Origin of the sequence: Clostridium saudiense, assembly GCF_000577815.1 — a bacterium.
GTDB classification, from domain to species: domain Bacteria; phylum Bacillota; class Clostridia; order Clostridiales; family Clostridiaceae; genus Clostridium; species Clostridium saudiense.
In genome coordinates this window covers 108,519-128,346 of the sequence record NZ_CBYM010000005.1, presented here as the reverse complement: position 1 = coordinate 128,346, position 19,828 = coordinate 108,519, and the positions used below count along the sequence as shown (strand labels likewise).

At 28.0% G+C, this 19,828-nt stretch carries 17 protein-coding genes; all 17 read right to left on the bottom strand.

Annotated features, from left to right (window positions below):
* Positions 1-307: 307 nt before the first annotated feature.
* Positions 308-2,149: a 1,4-alpha-glucan branching protein GlgB gene (gene glgB / locus TY07_RS04450; RefSeq protein WP_042395938.1), complete on the bottom strand. Its 1,842-nt coding sequence runs from the start codon at positions 2,147-2,149 to the stop codon at positions 308-310.
* 302 nt (positions 2,150-2,451) lie between these two features.
* Positions 2,452-2,946 carry a DUF1836 domain-containing protein gene (locus TY07_RS04445; RefSeq protein WP_042395933.1) on the bottom strand — a complete coding sequence of 165 codons (495 nt, stop codon included), beginning with the start codon at positions 2,944-2,946 and terminating at the stop codon, positions 2,452-2,454.
* Between the two features lie 12 nt (positions 2,947-2,958).
* Entirely contained in the window at positions 2,959-3,810 is an 852-nt protein-coding gene (locus TY07_RS04440; RefSeq protein WP_042395930.1) for a DegV family protein, read from the bottom strand.
* Positions 3,811-4,012: 202 nt separating this feature from the next.
* The gene (locus TY07_RS18535; RefSeq protein ID WP_042395928.1) at positions 4,013-4,459 is read right to left on the bottom strand and encodes a PTS sugar transporter subunit IIA; all 447 of its coding nucleotides are present in this window, start codon (positions 4,457-4,459) and stop codon (positions 4,013-4,015) included.
* A gap of 30 nt (positions 4,460-4,489) precedes the next feature.
* Positions 4,490-5,938, bottom strand: a complete 1,449-nt coding sequence (locus TY07_RS04430; protein WP_042395925.1) for a PTS fructose transporter subunit IIC — start codon at positions 5,936-5,938, stop codon at positions 4,490-4,492.
* Positions 5,939-6,117: 179 nt separating this feature from the next.
* Complete coding sequence (locus tag TY07_RS04425) at positions 6,118-8,049, bottom strand: BglG family transcription antiterminator (RefSeq protein ID WP_042395923.1); 1,932 nt, start codon at positions 8,047-8,049, stop codon at positions 6,118-6,120.
* Between the two features lie 280 nt (positions 8,050-8,329).
* On the bottom strand, positions 8,330-9,838 hold the full coding sequence (locus TY07_RS04420) for a carboxypeptidase M32 (protein WP_052330611.1): 1,509 nt from the start codon (positions 9,836-9,838) through the stop codon (positions 8,330-8,332).
* A 238-nt stretch (positions 9,839-10,076) separates the two neighbouring features.
* Positions 10,077-11,738 (bottom strand): FAD-dependent oxidoreductase, encoded by a 1,662-nt coding sequence (locus TY07_RS04415; protein WP_042395916.1) that lies wholly within the window; start codon positions 11,736-11,738, stop codon positions 10,077-10,079.
* Positions 11,739-11,948: 210 nt separating this feature from the next.
* Positions 11,949-12,512, bottom strand: coding sequence for an alkyl hydroperoxide reductase subunit C (gene ahpC / locus TY07_RS04410; RefSeq protein WP_042395912.1), 564 nt, complete (start codon positions 12,510-12,512; stop codon positions 11,949-11,951).
* Between the two features lie 194 nt (positions 12,513-12,706).
* The gene (locus TY07_RS04405) at positions 12,707-13,522 is read right to left on the bottom strand and encodes a MerR family transcriptional regulator (protein WP_042395909.1); all 816 of its coding nucleotides are present in this window, start codon (positions 13,520-13,522) and stop codon (positions 12,707-12,709) included.
* Between the two features lie 17 nt (positions 13,523-13,539).
* Positions 13,540-14,850: an MATE family efflux transporter gene (locus tag TY07_RS04400; protein ID WP_042395906.1), complete on the bottom strand. Its 1,311-nt coding sequence runs from the start codon at positions 14,848-14,850 to the stop codon at positions 13,540-13,542.
* A gap of 193 nt (positions 14,851-15,043) precedes the next feature.
* The gene (locus TY07_RS04395; protein WP_042395903.1) at positions 15,044-15,724 is read right to left on the bottom strand and encodes a nitroreductase family protein; all 681 of its coding nucleotides are present in this window, start codon (positions 15,722-15,724) and stop codon (positions 15,044-15,046) included.
* 12 nt (positions 15,725-15,736) lie between these two features.
* Positions 15,737-16,129 carry an ArsR/SmtB family transcription factor gene (locus TY07_RS04390; protein WP_042395901.1) on the bottom strand — a complete coding sequence of 131 codons (393 nt, stop codon included), beginning with the start codon at positions 16,127-16,129 and terminating at the stop codon, positions 15,737-15,739.
* Between the two features lie 29 nt (positions 16,130-16,158).
* The gene (locus TY07_RS04385) at positions 16,159-16,980 is read right to left on the bottom strand and encodes an N-acyl homoserine lactonase family protein (RefSeq protein ID WP_042395898.1); all 822 of its coding nucleotides are present in this window, start codon (positions 16,978-16,980) and stop codon (positions 16,159-16,161) included.
* Positions 16,981-17,235: 255 nt separating this feature from the next.
* The gene (locus tag TY07_RS04380) at positions 17,236-17,973 is read right to left on the bottom strand and encodes an alpha/beta hydrolase (protein WP_052330610.1); all 738 of its coding nucleotides are present in this window, start codon (positions 17,971-17,973) and stop codon (positions 17,236-17,238) included.
* A gap of 24 nt (positions 17,974-17,997) precedes the next feature.
* Positions 17,998-19,026, bottom strand: coding sequence for an ABC transporter substrate-binding protein (locus TY07_RS04375; protein WP_042395894.1), 1,029 nt, complete (start codon positions 19,024-19,026; stop codon positions 17,998-18,000).
* Between the two features lie 25 nt (positions 19,027-19,051).
* Complete coding sequence (locus tag TY07_RS04370) at positions 19,052-19,825, bottom strand: ABC transporter ATP-binding protein (RefSeq protein WP_042395891.1); 774 nt, start codon at positions 19,823-19,825, stop codon at positions 19,052-19,054.
* Positions 19,826-19,828: the final 3 nt, after the last annotated feature.

Genomic DNA, 19,828 nt, shown 5'->3' with positions numbered 1-19,828 from the left:
TCCTCTCCATACCAGCAACCTTTCTAGGTACGCCTTAATACGACAAATATATATTTTTTTCTTATAGTACATAGTATTAAAACATAATTATTTTTGTTCCTCATAATCCATTTAAAAAATAAAATATATTAACTTTTAAGTATTCACAAATGATTAATAATTATAAAAAAAGAAGTCGATACAAGTAATTTACATTACATATATCAACTTCTTTTTTAATACAACTTATACTATTTAATTAAGTTATATTACACAATACTAACTTCAGCACATATATTTAATATTCTCTGTATAAATTTCATCTTTACTATTTTAATATAAAGTATACTGCTGAATATGGTCTCATATCAATTGATAATAACCTTCTATTACTACTTGAAACTATTGAAGCAGAATCATTTTTATTACCATTTTCATAATACTTAATATACTCTTCAATTAATATTCTATAATCTGCTTTTCCATCTCCACCATATTCACTTATACTGCTATCCATAAGGATTTCTAATGTTTTATCTTCAATAGGAACTTCAAATCCTTTATGATAAGCATCTGAAAAATTAAATAAAGCTAATATCTTTTCATCTTTACATATTCTTTCAAAAACATATATACACTTCTCTTCTTCATGGCAATTTACCCAATTAAATCCTTCTATTTCATAATCATTTTCAAATAATGCTGGATGATTAATATAAACTAAACTTAAATCACGCATGAATCTATGAAACTTATTATGCATCGGATACTCTAGAAGATTCCAATCTTGCTCTTTCTTTTCATCCCATTCTCTAAATTGACCAATTTCATTTCCCATAAAATTCAGTTTTTTACCTGGATGAGCATACATATACATATATAATGCTCTAGCCTGCTTAAACTTATCATCATATTCTCCATGCATTTTTTGGATTATAGTAGCTTTCCCATGAACAACTTCATCATGAGATAAAGGCATTAGAAAATGTTCACTATAAAAATACATCATAGAAAAAGTTAGCTTATGATAAGCTCTTCTTCTGTCATAAGGATGTAATTTAAAATATTCTAATGTATCATTCATCCATCCCATATCCCATTTATAGTCAAATCCAAGTCCGCCTTCTTCTATTGGAGCTGTAACTTTTGGATATGCAGTTGAATCTTCTGCAGCTAAAATTATATTTGGATGCATATATTTTAACCCCTGATTCATACCTTTAATGAAATCTACTGCATCTTTATTTTCTCCTCTATTTGAATCCCCTTGCCAATAAATAATATTACTTAATGCATCAACTCTTAATCCATCAAAATGATATTCTTCAATCCAATAATTTGCTGCTGATTGTAAAAAGCTTCTTACTTCTCCTTTTGAATGCATAAAGTTCTTACTTCCCCATTGACTAATTGCAATATCATCATATGAATATTCATATAAAGGCTCTCCATCATAATTAGCCAGTGCAAAACTATCTACTGCAAAATGTACTGGAACAAAATCCATTAATACACCAATATTATTCTTATGACACGCATTTATTAAGCTTTTTAAATCTGTTGCAGTTCCATACCTAGACGTCGGACTAAAAAATCCTGTATTTTGATATCCCCATGACTCATCACATGGATGTTCACTTAAGGGCATAATCTCAATATAGTTGTATCCATACTCTTTTACATACGGAATCAACTTGTCCTCTAATTCCCTATAATTATACCAGGTATTACCTTCTTTCTTTTTCCATGATCCTAAATGAACCTCATAAATATTTAATGGTTTATCTTTACAATCTGTTCTATTCTTAATCCATTCATCATCATCAAATTTATATTCATTTAAATCTCTAATTATTGAAGCTGTGTTTGGTCTTAATTCCATTCCAAATCCATATGGATCACAATGCTCAATACAATCTCCATTTTTACTGTAGATTCTATACTTATATAACATTCCTTCCTTTAAATTTGGGACTCTACATTCAAAGAATTTACCATCTTCTATTCTTTTCATCTCTGTCCCTTCCCAATTATTGAAATCCCCAACCAATTCTACCTTTAAAGCATTTGGTGCATAAGTTCTAAATACAACTCCATCTTCCTCGATATGTGCCCCCATATATTTATAGGCATCAAAAACTTTTCCTGTGTAAAATCCATACATGTCCATATTGCAATCTCCTTTTATTGTAATGTAGTGATTTTATCAATCACTTCTTATTTTACATTATTTGTAAAATAAAAACTATAATAAATTCTCACAAAAATAAAATTTATTATAGTTTTTAGTAGACATATAAAATAAAAGATATCTTCTCATAAAATATTAATATCAAAATATTATTTATTATAATAGAAGTAAAAAATAAATGGAGTACTTCTAGGAATTATAACAATTCCTAGAGGTACTCCATTTATCTATTCTTTATTAGTAGATTTCATTAAGTTTCAGAAAGCTAATATTTTTTTCTGTCATTTATATATATAAGTTAATTGTTGCTTAATATATAATTTATGTGCAAATGCCATAACTGCTGATTTTAATATTTCACTTTCCCTTGTATAATTACTTGATTTAGAAGTCTTTGAAAAATCTCTTGTGAAAAATACTGACTTAATTGCTTGCTCAGTTTCATCGCAAAAATAATCATAAGCAACTTCAATTGGACAACTTTCCATTTGAATATTTATTAAATCACATATCTCATGTAAACTAAATACCTGTTTTAATACACAAACAACTATTAAGTGTGCTAAATGTTCTTCATTATATTTTTTATCCTTAGGCGGCAAAATAACTTTTTGTTTAACATAATTATTCAACATAGTTGGTGTTAATAATTTTTCATCACTTTCAATATTTAACGTTTTTGCTAATTCCTCTAAATATGTAATTACTTGATCTTTATAAAGTGGAACCTTTGGTAATTCCTTAAATCTTGGTATAGAAAAATCAAAAGACTCCATGTTTCCTCCTCTCTACTTTAATGCATCATGCTTTTTAATGTATTGTACAGAAATACAGCTTGGACCTCCTTGAGTGGTAAATACTGGTCCTAACATTTTAATTTCTATATCTGCATTTTCTATATATTCTAGTATAATATTTTTTGTATCTTTTGCCAATTCTTCATTACATGCATGTGAAATATAAATTTTATAATTTGAATCTACATTATTATTAATCATTTCTTCACTTATTTTTTGTATTGCCTTTTTGAGTGTACGTTTTGTTGTAAATTTCACTAAAGATTTTTTATCTTCAGCAAGAGTCATAACAGGTACTAATTTAATTACACTTCCTATTTTCCCAACAATAGGAGATAATCTTCCCCCTCTTACTAAATAATCAAAATCATGTGGTATTAAAAATGATTTTGTTTCTTCCATTGCCTTTTTTATTTCACTAACTATTTCATTTTTAGTTTTTCCTAATTTAACAAGCTCCACTGCTAAATCAACTAAATAATTTTGCGGACCACATAAAGTTTCTGAATTAATTACTTCAATACGATCCGCGTTAGTCGCCATATCTTTTGCAACACATGCTGAATTATAAGTCCCAGACAATCCGTCTGCCATTGAAATATTAATTATCTCATCTTCTATATTTTCATCATAAATATTTAATACTTCTCCTATAGCAGGCTGTGATGAAACTGGAATATGTCCTTCATTAATTATATTAATAAATTCCTCAGTATTTATATCTTCATACTCTCTATAAGTTTTACCATTAATAGTTACTATCAATGGTGCAATCGTAACTCCCTTTGCTTGTCCATCTTTTTTTGAATATAATGCTGATGAATCAGATACTATTCTTATCATAAATCCTCTCTCCAATCATTTAATATATTATTCTAAACTATTTTGAGTTTCATTCTAAAAGACATAGTTTTGAAAACTATTTGTTTTAGATTATCACCCTAAATATATTTTGTCAATATTATTCACTCATTGTTCACATTCATCTCACATAAAAAAACATAAAAATAGAGCTGAATCTGCCTTTGATTCAGCTCTATTTTTACTATTTATTTGTTTTAGCTAAAAGCATTTCACAAATTGTTTCTTTGTCCTTTGCTGCTATAATTTCATCTTTGAATTCATCATCCATTAAACTTACAGCTAATACTTGAAGTATCTTTAAATGTTCATTTCCTTCGCCTTCTGGCACCGCTATTAAGAACACTAAATTAACTGGTTCATCATCTAGCGATTCCCAATCAATTCCTTTAGAACTTTTCCCAACTATTACGGTTGGAAATTTAACATAAGCTGATTTTGCATGTGGAATTGCTACTCCATCACCAATTCCTGTTGTTGACATCGCTTCTCTAGCTTTTACATCTTCAACATACTTATCAACATCTATTAATCTATCTTGTGCTAATTTTGCTAAATGTCTAATTGTTTCAAATTTTTCTTTTGTGTTTAAATCTAAATCTACATATTTTATATCAAATAATTTATTCATAATTATCACTCCTTAAACTTCTATTATCTATTATGCGGCTACTTTTTCATTTTCTTGTTCACTTTTTTTATATTTATTTGCCTTCAATACATTTACCATTACTGCAGTTATTGCTGATCCTGCAATAATTGCTACAAAGAACATTAAAATTCCTTCAATACCACCCATTAACGCTACAATCGGACCACCATGTGGTACTATATCTGTTACTTTTGCTAGTGCTGCAATGTTAGCTCCAACTATTGAACCTACCATTAATGATGGTATAACTCTTAATGGATCCATTGATGCAAATGGGATTGCCCCTTCTGTTATTCCACAAAGCCCCATTGCAAAAGCAGCCTTACCAGCATCTAATTCTTCTTTGCTATAATACTTCTTTCCTATGAATGTTGCGATTCCCATACCAATTGGTGGAATTGCTACTGCCGCTGCAATTGGTCCCATTACTTCTGGGTTACCTGCTGTAATCATTGATACACCAAATAAAAATGCTGTTTTATTAACTGGCCCACCCATATCAAACGCTATCATCGCACCTAAAATTGTTGCTAAAACTACTGAACTAGTACCTGATAAACATGCTAAGAAATTAGTTAAACTTTCAAATACAATTGTAATTGGTCCACCCAAAACGAATATAAATGCTAAACCTGTTACTAATGTTGATATGATTGGAATAATTATGATTGGCATAATTGGTTTAATCATATTTGGAACTTTTATTGACTTTAATCCCTTAACTATATAACCTGCTAAGAAACCTGTTACAATACCACCTAAGAAACCTGCATTTGCTTCTGATCCATAGAAATAACCATTTGCTGCTATATATCCGCCAATTAATCCTGGTACTAAACCTGGTCTATCTGCAATTGAATATGCAATGAATCCTGATAAAATTGGTACCATGAATGTAAAGCCTGCAGCTCCAATTTGTTCAACACTCTTCCACAATGAATCATCTGGAACTACTAAGCCCGCTTCTGTAGGTTGTCCACCAAATGCTAATGCTAAAGCAATTAACAATCCTGCAACTACTACAACTGGAATCATGTAAGAAACTCCACCCATTAAATGCTTATAAAATGCTGGCTGTTTAGCTTTTATTGCTTTCTTTTCTTCTTCTACACTTTTTATTTTTTTTGCTGAATTTATATTTGATTTTTTCTTTTCAACTTTTCCATCTAAGAACATTTGAATTAAAACATCTGGCTCTTTTATTGCTCTAGCTATTGGACATTCTATCATTGCCATTCCTTCAAATCTTTCTAAACTAACAGCTTTGTCTGCTGCAATGATAATTCCATCTGCTTCTTTTATATCTTGCTCCGTAATAACATTTTCAGCTCCTGTTGAACCTTGAGTCTCGACTTTAATATCAACTCCCATTTTCTTTGCCATTTTATTCAACTTTTCTGCAGCTATGTAAGTATGAGCTATACCTACTGGGCATGAAGTTATTGCTAGTAATTTCATATATTAACGCCTCCATTTAATTATTTATTCGTCTTCTTGAGTTTCTTTCACTCACCTTATGACTTAATTATAGAGTTAATGTAAACATATTCATAGTTATACTTTTTCCTCTTAAAAAGGAAATAATATATCAGACATTCCATTTCCTTTTTAAGAGGAAATATATTACCTACATGCATTTAAAATTTTGATACTATCATCTTTAATTCTTCAAAGTTTTGGCACTTAATTATTTTTCTTATAATTTCACCATCTATTATATTTTTATAGATTTGCTCCAAGTAAGATTTCCACTCTTCCTTATCTACCATAGACATCCCAATAAAAAATACTACCTGCACCTTTTCTTTATCCCATGTAATAGCTTTATTAAACACAGATACTGAAATAAACGATTGCTTAATCTCTTCATTCATATCATGAGGTATTGCCACTAATTCCCCAATTTCTGTGCTAGCTAAATCTTCCCTTTTAAAAATATTTTCTTTAACGCATTGTGTTATATAGCCTTCATCAATTAATTTACTTGTTATGTTTTCTAATGCTTCATCCCTTGTATCTACATCTAAATGATTAAAAAATAAGGATTCTTTAAATTTACTAACTAAAACATTATTACCTAAAGAATTTCCATTAAATTTATCTTCAATAAATGCTATTTCTCCATTATCTAAGAGACTTTTAACATAAATAATTTTCTCTGAATCACTTTTTAGATTAATTGTTGAAATTATTAAATCATAAGAATTTAAAATCTCTTCATTAAATTCATATTTTGGAATAGTATCTATTATATTGATTCTATCTTTAAATTTAGCTTCTAACTTTACCTTTAATAATAAAGAGGTTCCAACACCATTTTCACAAACAATCATTACATTTTTCTTATTTTTATTTAAATTATCTTTAAGCCTTTCTATTGCAGCAGCAAAGTGTAATGCTATAAATCCAATATCGTCTTCCTTTAAATCACATCCAATAGCTTCTTTTATTATTTCATTTGAATAAACAGATAGTTCTAAAGCAAATGGATAATTATTTTTTATAGCACTTAATAATGAATTTTCAACAATAATTCCATATTGAGCTCTATAAATTGAAGCTTTTAAATGATGTACTAAAAAATCTATTAAAACATTGTCTTCTAATAAATTAATATTAAATTTATCCTTAATTTTTAAAAGTATTTTTCTAACTAGCTCGTATTCATTATTAAGCTTCATACCATCTTTTGTTTTAATTTTAATAGAACTGCTAGAAACCATATATTTTGTTAAATAAAGAATCTCTATTTCTTCTAAAACAATTCCAAATCGTTCAGAAATATCATCACAAATAACCTTTGCTACTCCATATCTCCATGCTTCACTTAATTTCTTCTTTGTTTCTTCACTATATTTAACATTATTATGATTATTATTTCTAACAATCATAATTAAAATCAATGAAATAATATCTCTTAATGCCTTATCTGATAATTTAAAATCAAATTTATCTATATTACTTTTTACAATAGTAGTTATTATCTCTTCATTATTATTTCCTAATATTAAATTTAAACTTTCTTGTATCCTTTCACTGAGCTCTGTATTACTCTTATTATATTTCTTTATACAACTTCTTATATCTTCCTCTTCTCCTATAATTCTTAGACCCTTATTACTTATTTTCTCAATATTTAGATGATACTTTTCTAAAATATCCTTTACTATTTTCATATCATTTTTTAATGAAGAAACACTTATGAATAATCTATCTGCCAATTCAATTTGTGTTATTCCTTCAATATTATCTAAGTTATTTATTAAAAATTGTGAAATTATACTCTCTGCTCTTCCTAATGCTGTACTGCTATCTTCACCTTTACTTTTGTTATTATTAATTAAGCTATTAAATAACACTTCATTTTTTATATTTAATTTATATCCTCTTGCTTTCTCAGAAACTATACTTGCACCATTTCTTTCTAGAATTTTATTTAATTCTTTTATATCACTTCTCACAGTTCTCGATGAAACCCCAAGGTTATTGCATAAAAACTCCCCCGTAATTATTTCAGTATTTTCAAATAATAATTCTAATATTTTTTGTAATCTTGGACTTTTTATCACTTAAATCACCCTAATCTTTTTATCCTAATTTTATATACAATTATTCATATCTCATATTACCGCTTATGAATATGTTTTCACAGGTATATTTTTTCCTTTATTAAAGGAAATCTTTAATTCTATATTCTTCTAAAAGTCTAACTATAGTATTGAAATTATTTTTTCACTATAATTAGCTTTTCAATAAAAGCATATTTGAACAGTGTTTACATACTTTTAATCTATTGAATAAATAAAAATGCAGCTTCTTATTTCTAAGAATTACTGCATTTTCTTTATATTAATATTTATAAATTTCTTTATACTTATCATCTAAATATTTTAGGAAATACTTAGCTTTAAGCTCTTCACCTGTAATTTTCTTTATTAAATCACTTGGATCATAAAGGTTTCCATATACATGTACATTTTTATTTAACCATTGATGTACTGAATTTAAATTCCCCTTTGAAATTTCATCATAAATATGTGGTTCATCCTTAAGCATTTTATTTAACATTTGTGCTCCATAAAGGTTTCCTAAAGCATAACTTGGAAAATATCCAAATGAACCATCTGACCAGTGAACATCTTGAAGAACCCCTTCCTTATCACTCTTTGGCTCTACTCCTAAATACTCCTTATACTTTTCATTCCACACTGTTGGAAGCTCACTAACCTTTATCTTGTCATTTATAAGAAGTTTTTCTATTTCATATCTTATTATTACATGAAGACTATATGTTAATTCATCTGCTTCAGTTCTTATTAATGAAGGCTCTACTTTATTGATAATTTTATAAAAATCCTCTTTTGTTACATGATTAAATTGATTATGAAATTCTTTTTTTGCTTCTTTATATAAATAGTTACAAAAAGCTTTACTTCTTCCTATTATATTTTCATAAAATCTTGATTGAGATTCGTGAATTGCCATAGATGCAGCTTTATTTATACCTGTTCCATCTAATGAATCTGGAATATCCTGCTCATATATAGCATGTCCACCTTCATGTATTGCTGAAAACATTGCTGATGTAAAATCATTTAAATAATAATGATTTGTGATCCTAACATCTTTATTTGTCATATCCATAGTGTAAGGATGCTCACTTTCATCCATTCTTCCTGATTTAAAATCAAATCCCATAGTATTTAACAATTCTATGCAAAATCCTTCTTGATTTTCTTTTGGAAATTCCTTGCCTTCAAATTTATTATTAATTTTTACTTTGCTATTTTTAATTTTATTTAAAATCTCGACTATTCCATCTCTTAATTCTGTAAATACTACATCTAATTTTTCAACTGTTAATCCAGCCTCATAATCGTCAAGTAATGTATTGTACTTATTACCTTTATATCCCCTATATTTTATTGACTGCTTAGTTAATTCCACTATCTTCTCTAAATCTGGCTTAAATATTTCAAAATTATCTTCACTTTTAGCCTTTTCCCAAGATAATTGTCCTTTAGCTGCAGCTAACGAAAATTCTTTTACAAACTCTTCAGGATATATCTTTTGCTTATCATATTCTTTTTTCATTTCTGTTAACATTCTTTTATGAATTAAATCTAAGTCATCTATATGTTCTTCAAAGAACTTTATAAATTCTTGCTTTTTTGCCCCAACTAGTAAATTATGTTGTTGTAAACTCATAAATGACATGGTTTCTGTTCTGCTTTCTGCCACATTTTCAGGCATACCTGTAGTCATATCCCAATACATAAGGCTTTCTGCTGTTCTATAATGCTCTATTTCCTTTAAATATTCTGCGTATTCTTTTAATTTACTTTCTAATTCTTTCATAATATACCCCCATATATATTAAAAACTCTTCGTTATTAAATATATTATTAAATAACTTACTTAGTCTTTTTTGTATATTAATTCACTTTTTATTAATTTATATATCAATAATTGTATCACAAATATTATTTAACTTTATATAAAAAAGTAGTCTTTTCAATGTTTTATGCTAAATTATAAATCTACAATTAGCATCTAACATTTTCTAGACTACTTTCTCTCAAGATTATAAATATAATTACTTACTTATTATATTTATAATCTCATCAATCTTTTTAGCACCAAAATAAATTTGTTCATCATTCACTATTATCGCTGGTACACTCATTACTTTAAATTTATCCTTTATATCTTTAAAATTAGATATATCAATCATTTCTGCTTCTACATTTTTATTTTCTATAGCAATTCTTTGAGATGAAACTACTACATCTGGGCATAAATGGCAAGCCAATGATACACACACCTTAATATTTATCCCTTTGTCTATTTTCTTAATATTATTTAATGTTTCTTCAGATATTTGTTGACCTTCACTTCCAAGATTATATATAGCTAATATAAATGAATTTAACTCATGTCCCCCAGGTACCCCATGGAATTTAACTCCACTATAACTTTTCTCTGAATTTAATAATGCAACTATAGGATATTTGTCTGCATTTATCTTATTTTCAACTTCTATATTTTCACCTTTAGTATAAATTTCAGCAGAAACTTTTTCACCCAACTCTGCAATATCTAATACTAAATCTCTTAACTCTATAGACTTACTATTACTTTCATCTACTACAGATACAAGTGTAACACTCTTATCTAATCTAGCTAATATCCCTTTTAATTGAGTTCTTAATCCATCATTTAAAAGATTACTTCTTTTTTGTATATCTCCTAAATCAGTATTAATTTCTTCCTTCTTCTCCACCTTTTTAGGTTCATATTCATCTTTGATTCCAAGTCTTTCTTTTAATTCAATGACATATCTTTCTGCAGAAGTTGCTGCAATAGCACCATCAGATACAGCTGTTACTATTTGTCTTAAAGCTTTGGGTCTTAAATCACCAGCAACATATACACCTTCAACATTAGTTTCCATATTTTCATTACTCATTATATATCCAAACTTATCAAGTTCTAAAATACCTTTAAATAATTGGCTTTGTGGTGCATATCCGACAAATACAAATATACCAAATGAACCATCTTCCTTTTTAGCATGATATTCAAATGTTTCACCTGTTTTATTATTGATAAACTTAGCATAGTTTATCATTTCAGTTCCACTTGCTTCTAATATTTCAGTATTAAACTTAACTTCTACCTTTGGATGTTCTAAAACCTTATCTGCTATTGATTTTGCACAAGTAAACTCTGGCTCTCTAGCTATAACTGTAACTTTAGTTGCAAACTTAGTTAAGAACATTGCTTCTTCAGCTGCTGCAAATCCAGCTCCAATAACAAATACTTCTAACCCTTCGAAGAATTGACCATCACAAGTCGAACAATAAGCTACACCTCTACCTGTAAATTCTTCTTCGCCTTTAAAGCCTAACTTTCTTGGTGATGCTCCTGTGGCTATAACCACACTTCTTCCCTTTATTTCTCCTCTATCAGTTTTTAAGGTTTTCACATCGCCTTCTAGAGCAACTTCTAAAACTTCAGCCGACATGAAGTTTACCCCGAAGTCTTCAGCTTGTTTTCTCATTTCTTCCATAAGTTTTGGTCCATTACTATTTCTAGCTCCTGGATAATTTGATATATCGTAAGTTTTATTTACTTGACCACCAAATTCAGCCTTTTCTATAATTAAAGTATTTAATTTTGCCCTACCTGCATATATTCCTGTTGAAAGTCCTGCTGGACCTGCCCCAATTACTAGTAAATCATATATTTTTTCCATACTCATTTCCTCCTTCTTTATTTTTTAAAGCATTAATAAAGCTTTATCTTTATAAAAATTTATTAATACTTTAAATTTTTTTATAATGATAAGCAGTAAATAAACACGCATAAAATTTACTACTTATCATCATATAAATATTTAGTATCTATAAATATTAAAGGCTACATCTAAACCCAATTAGTTTAGATAAAGCCTTAATAGCAAATCTTATAGCTTACCAACTAAATCTAAGCTTGGTACTAAAGTTTCTTCACCTGGTTGCCATTTAGCTGGGCAAACTTGATCCCCATGTTCAGCAACAAATTGAGCTGCTTGAACTTTTCTTAATAATTCTTCTGCATTTCTTCCAATACCATTATCATGAACTTCATATGCTTTGATTTCACCTTCTGGATTGATTACAAATGATCCTCTTAATGCTAATCCTTCTTCTTCAATCATAACTTCAAAGTCTCTAGCTAACTTACCTGTTGGATCTGCTAACATTGGATATTGAATTTTTGCAATTGTTTCTGAAGCATCTGCCCATGCTTTGTGAACAAAATGAGTATCTGTAGATACTGAGTATACTTCACAACCAGCTTCTTTAAACTTAGCATAGTTATCTGCTAGTTCTCCTAATTCTGTTGGGCAAACAAATGTAAAATCTGCTGGATAGAATACAACTACTGACCAATGGCCCTTCATTGATTCTAATGTTACTTCCTTAAATTCTCCGTTATGATAAGCTTGAACTGTAAAATCTGAAACCTTTTTATTTATTAATGACATATTCTTTCTCCTCCTGAAATTTAATTTCAATTGATATTTTTTATCAATTACTTCTTGTAAGTAATAATAATTATTACCTAATAATTCGTCAACGCTTATTTTAAAAAAATTTCTCTTTTATTTTTTTATTCTTAAATAGAAAATAGCCTTAACCTATGTAAATTAAAGGTTAAGACTACTTCATTAATAAAAATCTATTTAATTTTTATTTCTAGTTGAATTATTGATTTTTCTGCCTCATTAGTATTTATCCTTGATAATATTGAAAATTCATTAAAATCCCCGACTATTTCTATATTATTTTTTTCAATATAATTCAGCATTTTTTTATAATACTTTAAGTTATTTCTATATCCATCATCATAATACATTGTTAAATATTTACCTTTTGGTAGTATGATCTTTTCATAATTTCCACTTAAATTTCCATGCTTATATAACATTATTGCAGTATAAACTACTTTATCTTCAGTTTTCAATTTCTCTAAAGAAGCTTCGAATGCTAACTCAGAATTCAACATACAATCATCTTTTTCTGCCTCAAGTAAAACTTTTCTCAAATTAAGCTCAATTTCTTTTACATTCTCCATTCTACAATTATATCTCTCAACTACTCTTTCATCATTTTCTTTAATGAAGATTTCTGCTTTCTCTACTTTCTTACTTTCTTTTATTCTAAAATCTAAAAAGTCAATATATGATTTAACAGCTTCAAGTTCCTTTATCTTTTTATCTAAGACCACTCTTTGCTGTTCAAGTATTTTTATCATAGAATCTGCAGTTATTTCATCTTTTAATAAATCTTCTATTTCCTTTAATGATAGTCCCATAAGCTTACATTGCTTTAATAAATCAATCTTTATAAATTGATTTATTGAATAATACCTATAATTATTTTGCTTATTTATATAAGCTGGTTTAAGTAGTCCCATTTTATCATAATACCTTAATGTTTGAATTGGAACATTAGTTAATTTAGATAGTTCTCCAACTGAAAAATAAGTTTCCATATAAAAAATCTCCTATGTTAACTAGCCTTAGCAATAGACTTTGTAGTATACGTCTTAATATTAATAGAATAACTTAATATTATAAATGTTATCAACTCTGATATAGATAAACTAATCCATATACCATTGATTCCAAACAATTTAGATAAAATAAATAATGATATAGGAAGTAATATTATACTTCTGCAAATGCAAAAAATATTAGAAATTTCAGGCATATTTATTGCTTGATAATAAACTGTACTTGTTAAATTAAACCCAACCATAATAAATGCAATATTTATTAAATTTAAACCTATATATGCTGAATTAGCTATTGTAATATCTGAAGTAAATATAGCTATCATATTTTTTCCAAATACAAAGCATACAGTCATAAATACTATATTTATTATAAATGCTGATTTCATTGTTATAGAATAAAATTTTAACATTTTTTTTGAATTTTTTGCACCATAATTATAACTTAATAATGGCTGTACTCCTATTGATAGACCTAGTAATACCATATAAATATTTGTTGTTATATAATTAATTATTGCAAAAGATGATAAAGCTATTTCTCCACCAGTTTTAACCAATGCTAAATTCATAAAGAATATTATTATGGAAAAACTTACTTCCGCAAAGAAAGATGGAAATCCTATAATAATAAATTCCTTTATTATTTTACTTTCTAATTTTATATTTCCAAAAGTTAATATACCTCTCTTCATTATAAAATGAGGTAATAATATCGCTATAGTAACTATTTGACCAAGACCAGTAGCTATTGCAGCACCTTTTATTCCAAACCCTAATGGGAATATAAATGTATAATCTAAAATTATATTAGTTACCGCCCCTAATAATGTTGATATCATGGCAAGCTTTGGTCTTCCATCATTTCTAACAAAGCTATTTAATGCAATACCAACTAAATTTGGAATACAAAATAAACTATAATACCTTAAATAAGTTGATGCTAAAGGCACCAATGTATCTGTAGCTCCTAATATTCTTACTATATATTTTGAAAATACAACTGCAACTAGACTTATAACTATACTTATAATTAACAAAAACTTAAATACTTGCCTAAATATTTTTACAGCCTTTTCCTTATTATTAGCACCTATATTTTTAGATACTAGATCTCCACCACCTACCGCGAACATAGTTGCTATTCCAAATAGCATTATAGTAAATGGCATAACTATATTAACTGCTGCCAATGCAGAGTCTCCAACACCTTGTCCAACAAAAATTCCATCAATTATTGTATATAGAGATGAAACAAACATGGCTAAAGCTGAAGGAACTGCATATTTTAAAAATTCTTTTATCATGATTTTACCTCCATTTTTGTTTCTCTAACCATAATAAAGTCTATAGTAACTATAGGGTCAATAGTTATTTATAATATGAGTTTATAATGTATGCATCATTAAATAAATCATAACCAAATCTATAATTTAATTATAAAAAACACATACTAAAAATGTATGTGTTTATATATACTAGTGTAGTTATATCACCTATTTAGATATATTCAAAGTTTTCTTTTCCAGCGCCTACTTCAAAGTGATATTTAACTATTCCTAAATCTAACTTACTATAAAATGCAGTTAACGCCTTAGCATTTACTTTATTTCCATCTAAACTAATAAGAAACTTTTGTTGATTCATAGCCGTAGGGGCTAGAACTACCGCTTCCATTCCTCTTTTAAACCAATCTGGCATATCTCCCTTTACCCTGCAAAGTTGTTCTATAGGTTTACTTTTATGCGCAACACCTTGAGTTTCCCCGTATCCTAAAGCTATTACACAGCATAACTTTTCCCCATCTTCAATCCTACATATTGCATTACCCTTACTGAACGTAAGCGCCACCCAGCAAGTATTTAAACCTAATTGAGTTGCCTTAATAACTACCTTTTCACCATAATATCCACACTTTTCATAAAAATCATTGCCTTTCTTTCCAACTATAGCAATGTAATTTCTAACATTGCAAAACTTGCCGTAATGAGCCATAAAACTATCAAAGGCTTTAGGTTCTTCTATACATAACTGAATATTTAAATTTCCTTCCCTATTGCATTCATCAATAGTTTCCAATAACTCACTTTTAATATTTTCATCAATCTTCTTATCAGTATATCTACGAACTGAATGACGATTATTAATTGCCTCAATAATATTCTTAATTAACCTCCCCATTTATATATATTCTTATATAAAATCCTTATTGGATTCTATTTCTATTTGGCTTTTTGAACATTCCTTTTCTGATATCTCATCAACTATTTCATTTATTCTAGAAAACAAATTTCCAAGCTGCTTCCATATAGTTTCTTCTGCACTTACATAATAATAATTTCTAGTACCTTCTCTATACATACTTACTATTCCAGCCTCTTTTAATATTCGTAAATGATGTGATACTGCTGGTCTTGAAAGATGGGTTTTATCTGTTATTTCTCCTACTCTTATTCCATGAACTTCACTTTCAAGCAATGTTATTATAATTTGCTGTCTAGTTTCATCCCCTAAAGCTATAAAAGCCTTTTGACATGATTTTAACTCTTCTGCAAGCTTCAATCTTCTTTCATGGCATTTTTTCATGTGTTTACCTCTACCTTTCTTGATATTTTCTATAAAACTATTATTCCTTCTTTAACCTTTAAATCATGTGTTGCAAATACCCCCATACACTCTTTTTTATTAGCCATATTCCTAATCCATTTTAAAGATGTTATCATATCCTCTTTATTAACTAATGGCCCTGGTATACGTAGATTCTCCCATGAATCCTTGGCATACCCACAATCACCTGTAATTAATATAAATTTATTATTATTTTTCACCATAACTACAACATTACCTTCAGTATGGCCTTTTGTATCTATTAATACTACAGTTCCATCGCCAAAAACATCGTACCCTCTATTAAATGGTCCATACTCTGAGTATTCCATTGTAAAACCTTCTATATTTATTCCACTCCAAAACCTTTTAGAATATCTAACATTTCCTTTTATTATTGCCTCTAACTCTTCTTTTGATATCATAATTCTTTTAGCATCTTTAACTAACTCTAATCCACTTGCATGGTCACAATCCATATGAGTAAGAAATACATAGTCTAAGTCTTTAGTTTGTATATTTAATTTTTCAAGCTGCTCATTTACAGCTTTTCCGTTAGGCAATTTAGGTTTACTTGCTATATATAATAATGGTGACAAATGTTTTATAGGTTTACTTCTAACATCTGTATGCCATCCAGTATCTATTAATATATTTCCTTTTGGATGCTCTATTAAATAAGAAGTAACTGGCAACCATACTCGCAACTTTTTACTCCTGCCAATTCCTGTATATGCTATGGGATTTTTAGATACATCTCTAAAAGGCACTGCAAGATCAACTCCAACCTCACCACAATTTAGTATATTAATTTTTATTTTCTCTTTCATACCTATACTCCCTCATAACATCTTTTTTTTATTTACTCACTTATTTATATTTTCTATGGTTCAATTGTTTATATTTTTAAACAATTATATCACTAATATTCTTTTATTGTTTAATGGTAAAGAAAATCGATACCATTATATTGTATTAAATACACAATATTAAACATCATAATAAACTTTTTAAAATCACCTAAATTAAAAAATGGTAAGGTACTTATTACTGTAAATACCTTACCATTCTTTGCATATTAAATATTATTTCTTAGCTAACCAATAAATAGCATTAATATATCTCTGCTCCATATATTGATGATGTCCACCATCATCGCTGGATACATCTATATCTTCTATATATCCTAGCTCATCTTTAAAAATTTCAATTATACTTTCAGTACAAATAACAGCATTTTGTTGAAGTGTCTTTTTATCTTGTCCTTCTTTTCTGCCATAATGAATATATAATTGAAAATCTTCATTCAACATATTATTCTCTGTAATCCAGTTAACCATACCCTTATACCAAAAAGATCCACAAACACTAGCTATTTTACCAAATACATTAGTTACATATAATGAATATACAGAAATTAATCCTCCTAATGAATATCCCATAATCCAAGTATTTTTTTTATCATATTTAGTGTTATAATTCTTATCAATATATAGCTTTATTCCATTTACAACAAACTCTATATACTCTCTTCCTTGTCCACCAAAATCATCAAATTTAGGTGCTAGTGATGGTGCTGGCCACGGTGTATATTCATGAATTCTCTTTTCAGAATAAATTCCTATCCAAATAAATTCATTTAACTTTCCTTCTTTAAATCCTTTTTCAAAACTCTCAATTAGTCTATCTGAATACCTATAAAGTTCTGCCCCATCATTACCATATAATACAGGAAATCTTTTGTTATTATTTTTATAAGATGGAGGAAGATATATAAATATCTCTCTGCCTAATATATGTTCATGCTTAATACTTCCTAACATCAATATAAATCTCCTATTTTATATTTACTTAAATAACTCTGGATACATTTCCTTTGCAAGATTTTCTATACATTCAATTGTTCTATATCCATAGCCCATGAACTCAGTATAAGAAACTTCAAAAACCTTTTTATTTTCAATTGCTGGTACAGATTGTATTAAACTATTATTATATAATGATTCTACTGCTACTGAATCAGTTTCTAAATTCTTATTATTATAAACATATAATATAACATCAGGATTAAGACTCATTAAATTTTCTAATGATTGAGCCCCACCTTTTTCATTTACATTAGTTCCACCTAGAACTTCTAAAATTTCATTTTGCAACGTAGAGTTTGCTCCAAATACATTATACGAACCATCATTATAAGCTGTCATAACTAAAACTTTTAAAGGCTCTCCTTCTAATGTTGAAACTTTATCTTCTACTGACTTTAAGCTTTCTGATAATTCTGTTGCTAAAGTATTAGCTTTATCTTCTACATTAAATATTTTTCCTACATTTTTTATATCTTCAAAAATATTATCTAATGATTGTTCTCCGTTCATTAAACTAGCTAATTGTGTATAAACATTTATGTTCATACTATTTAAGCTTTCGATTGTCCCATATCTATCATCTATAAATGTAGCAGCTCTACCAATAACTAAATCTGGACTCATACCTACAATTACTTCTTTAGCCGGTTCAGTTTTACTTTCAGTTATTATATTAATATTTGAAAACTCCTCTTCTAGTTCTTCTGGAATTTCATTATCTAATGCTATAGTTCCTATAATACTATCTTGTAATCCTAACTTTAATAATAATTCTAATGATGATTGATTATTTGTTATTACATGCGATGGTGCTTCATTAAAAGTTTCTGTATATTTATTCCCTTCATTATCATATACCTCTAATGATAATGGATAATTTATTGTTTGCTCATTAGCAGTCGTTGATGACTCTGATTCTTCTATTTTATTTGTTGTTTTAGCGCATCCTGCTAAAGCTAATGCTAGTGTTGTTGCCACTATTAGTGGAAGTATAATCTTTCTTTTCACTGTTAAATCTCCTAACTATATTTTTTTATTTATATTCCAAAGGATAATAGCTAATCATTATAGTGCTTGTCCTCTCGTTATATACAATATCACAATCTATTTCATATATTTCTTTTACCATCTCTGTAGTAATTATATCTTTTGGTTTTCCACAAGCCCTTAATTCTCCATTTTTAATTAGATATATTTCATTACAGAACTGTGCTGCTAATGCTAAATCATGTAATGCTGCAACTACACATATATCTAAACTTTTCACTAGTGATAAAATTTCAATTTGATATTTAATATCTAAATGGTTTGTAGGTTCATCTAAAATAAGTATTTGTGGTTCTTGAGTTAATGCCCTTGCTAAAATTACTCTTTGTTTTTCTCCACCAGATAATGTTGAAAAACTTCTATTAATGGATTTCTCCATTCCAACTTTTCTTATTGCATCTAATGCAATTTTATAGTCTTCTTCCTTTTCTCTTTCCCAACCTCCTAAATGAGGACTTCTTCCCATTAATACAATTTCTAATACACTAAGTTCAAAATTAATCGTATTAAATTGTCCCACTACAGCCATTTCCTTTGCTATCTCTGATAAGCTAATAGTTTTTATATCTTTATCATCAAATTTAATAGAACCTTTATCATACTTTAAAACCCCATATATTGATTTCAGTAAAGTAGATTTACCACTTCCATTTGGTCCTATTAATCCTATAAAATCACCCTTTTTAGCATGTAATGATAATGACTTTACTATTTCTACTTTATCAATTTTTACTGTTACATTTTCAATAGATAAATTCATAAT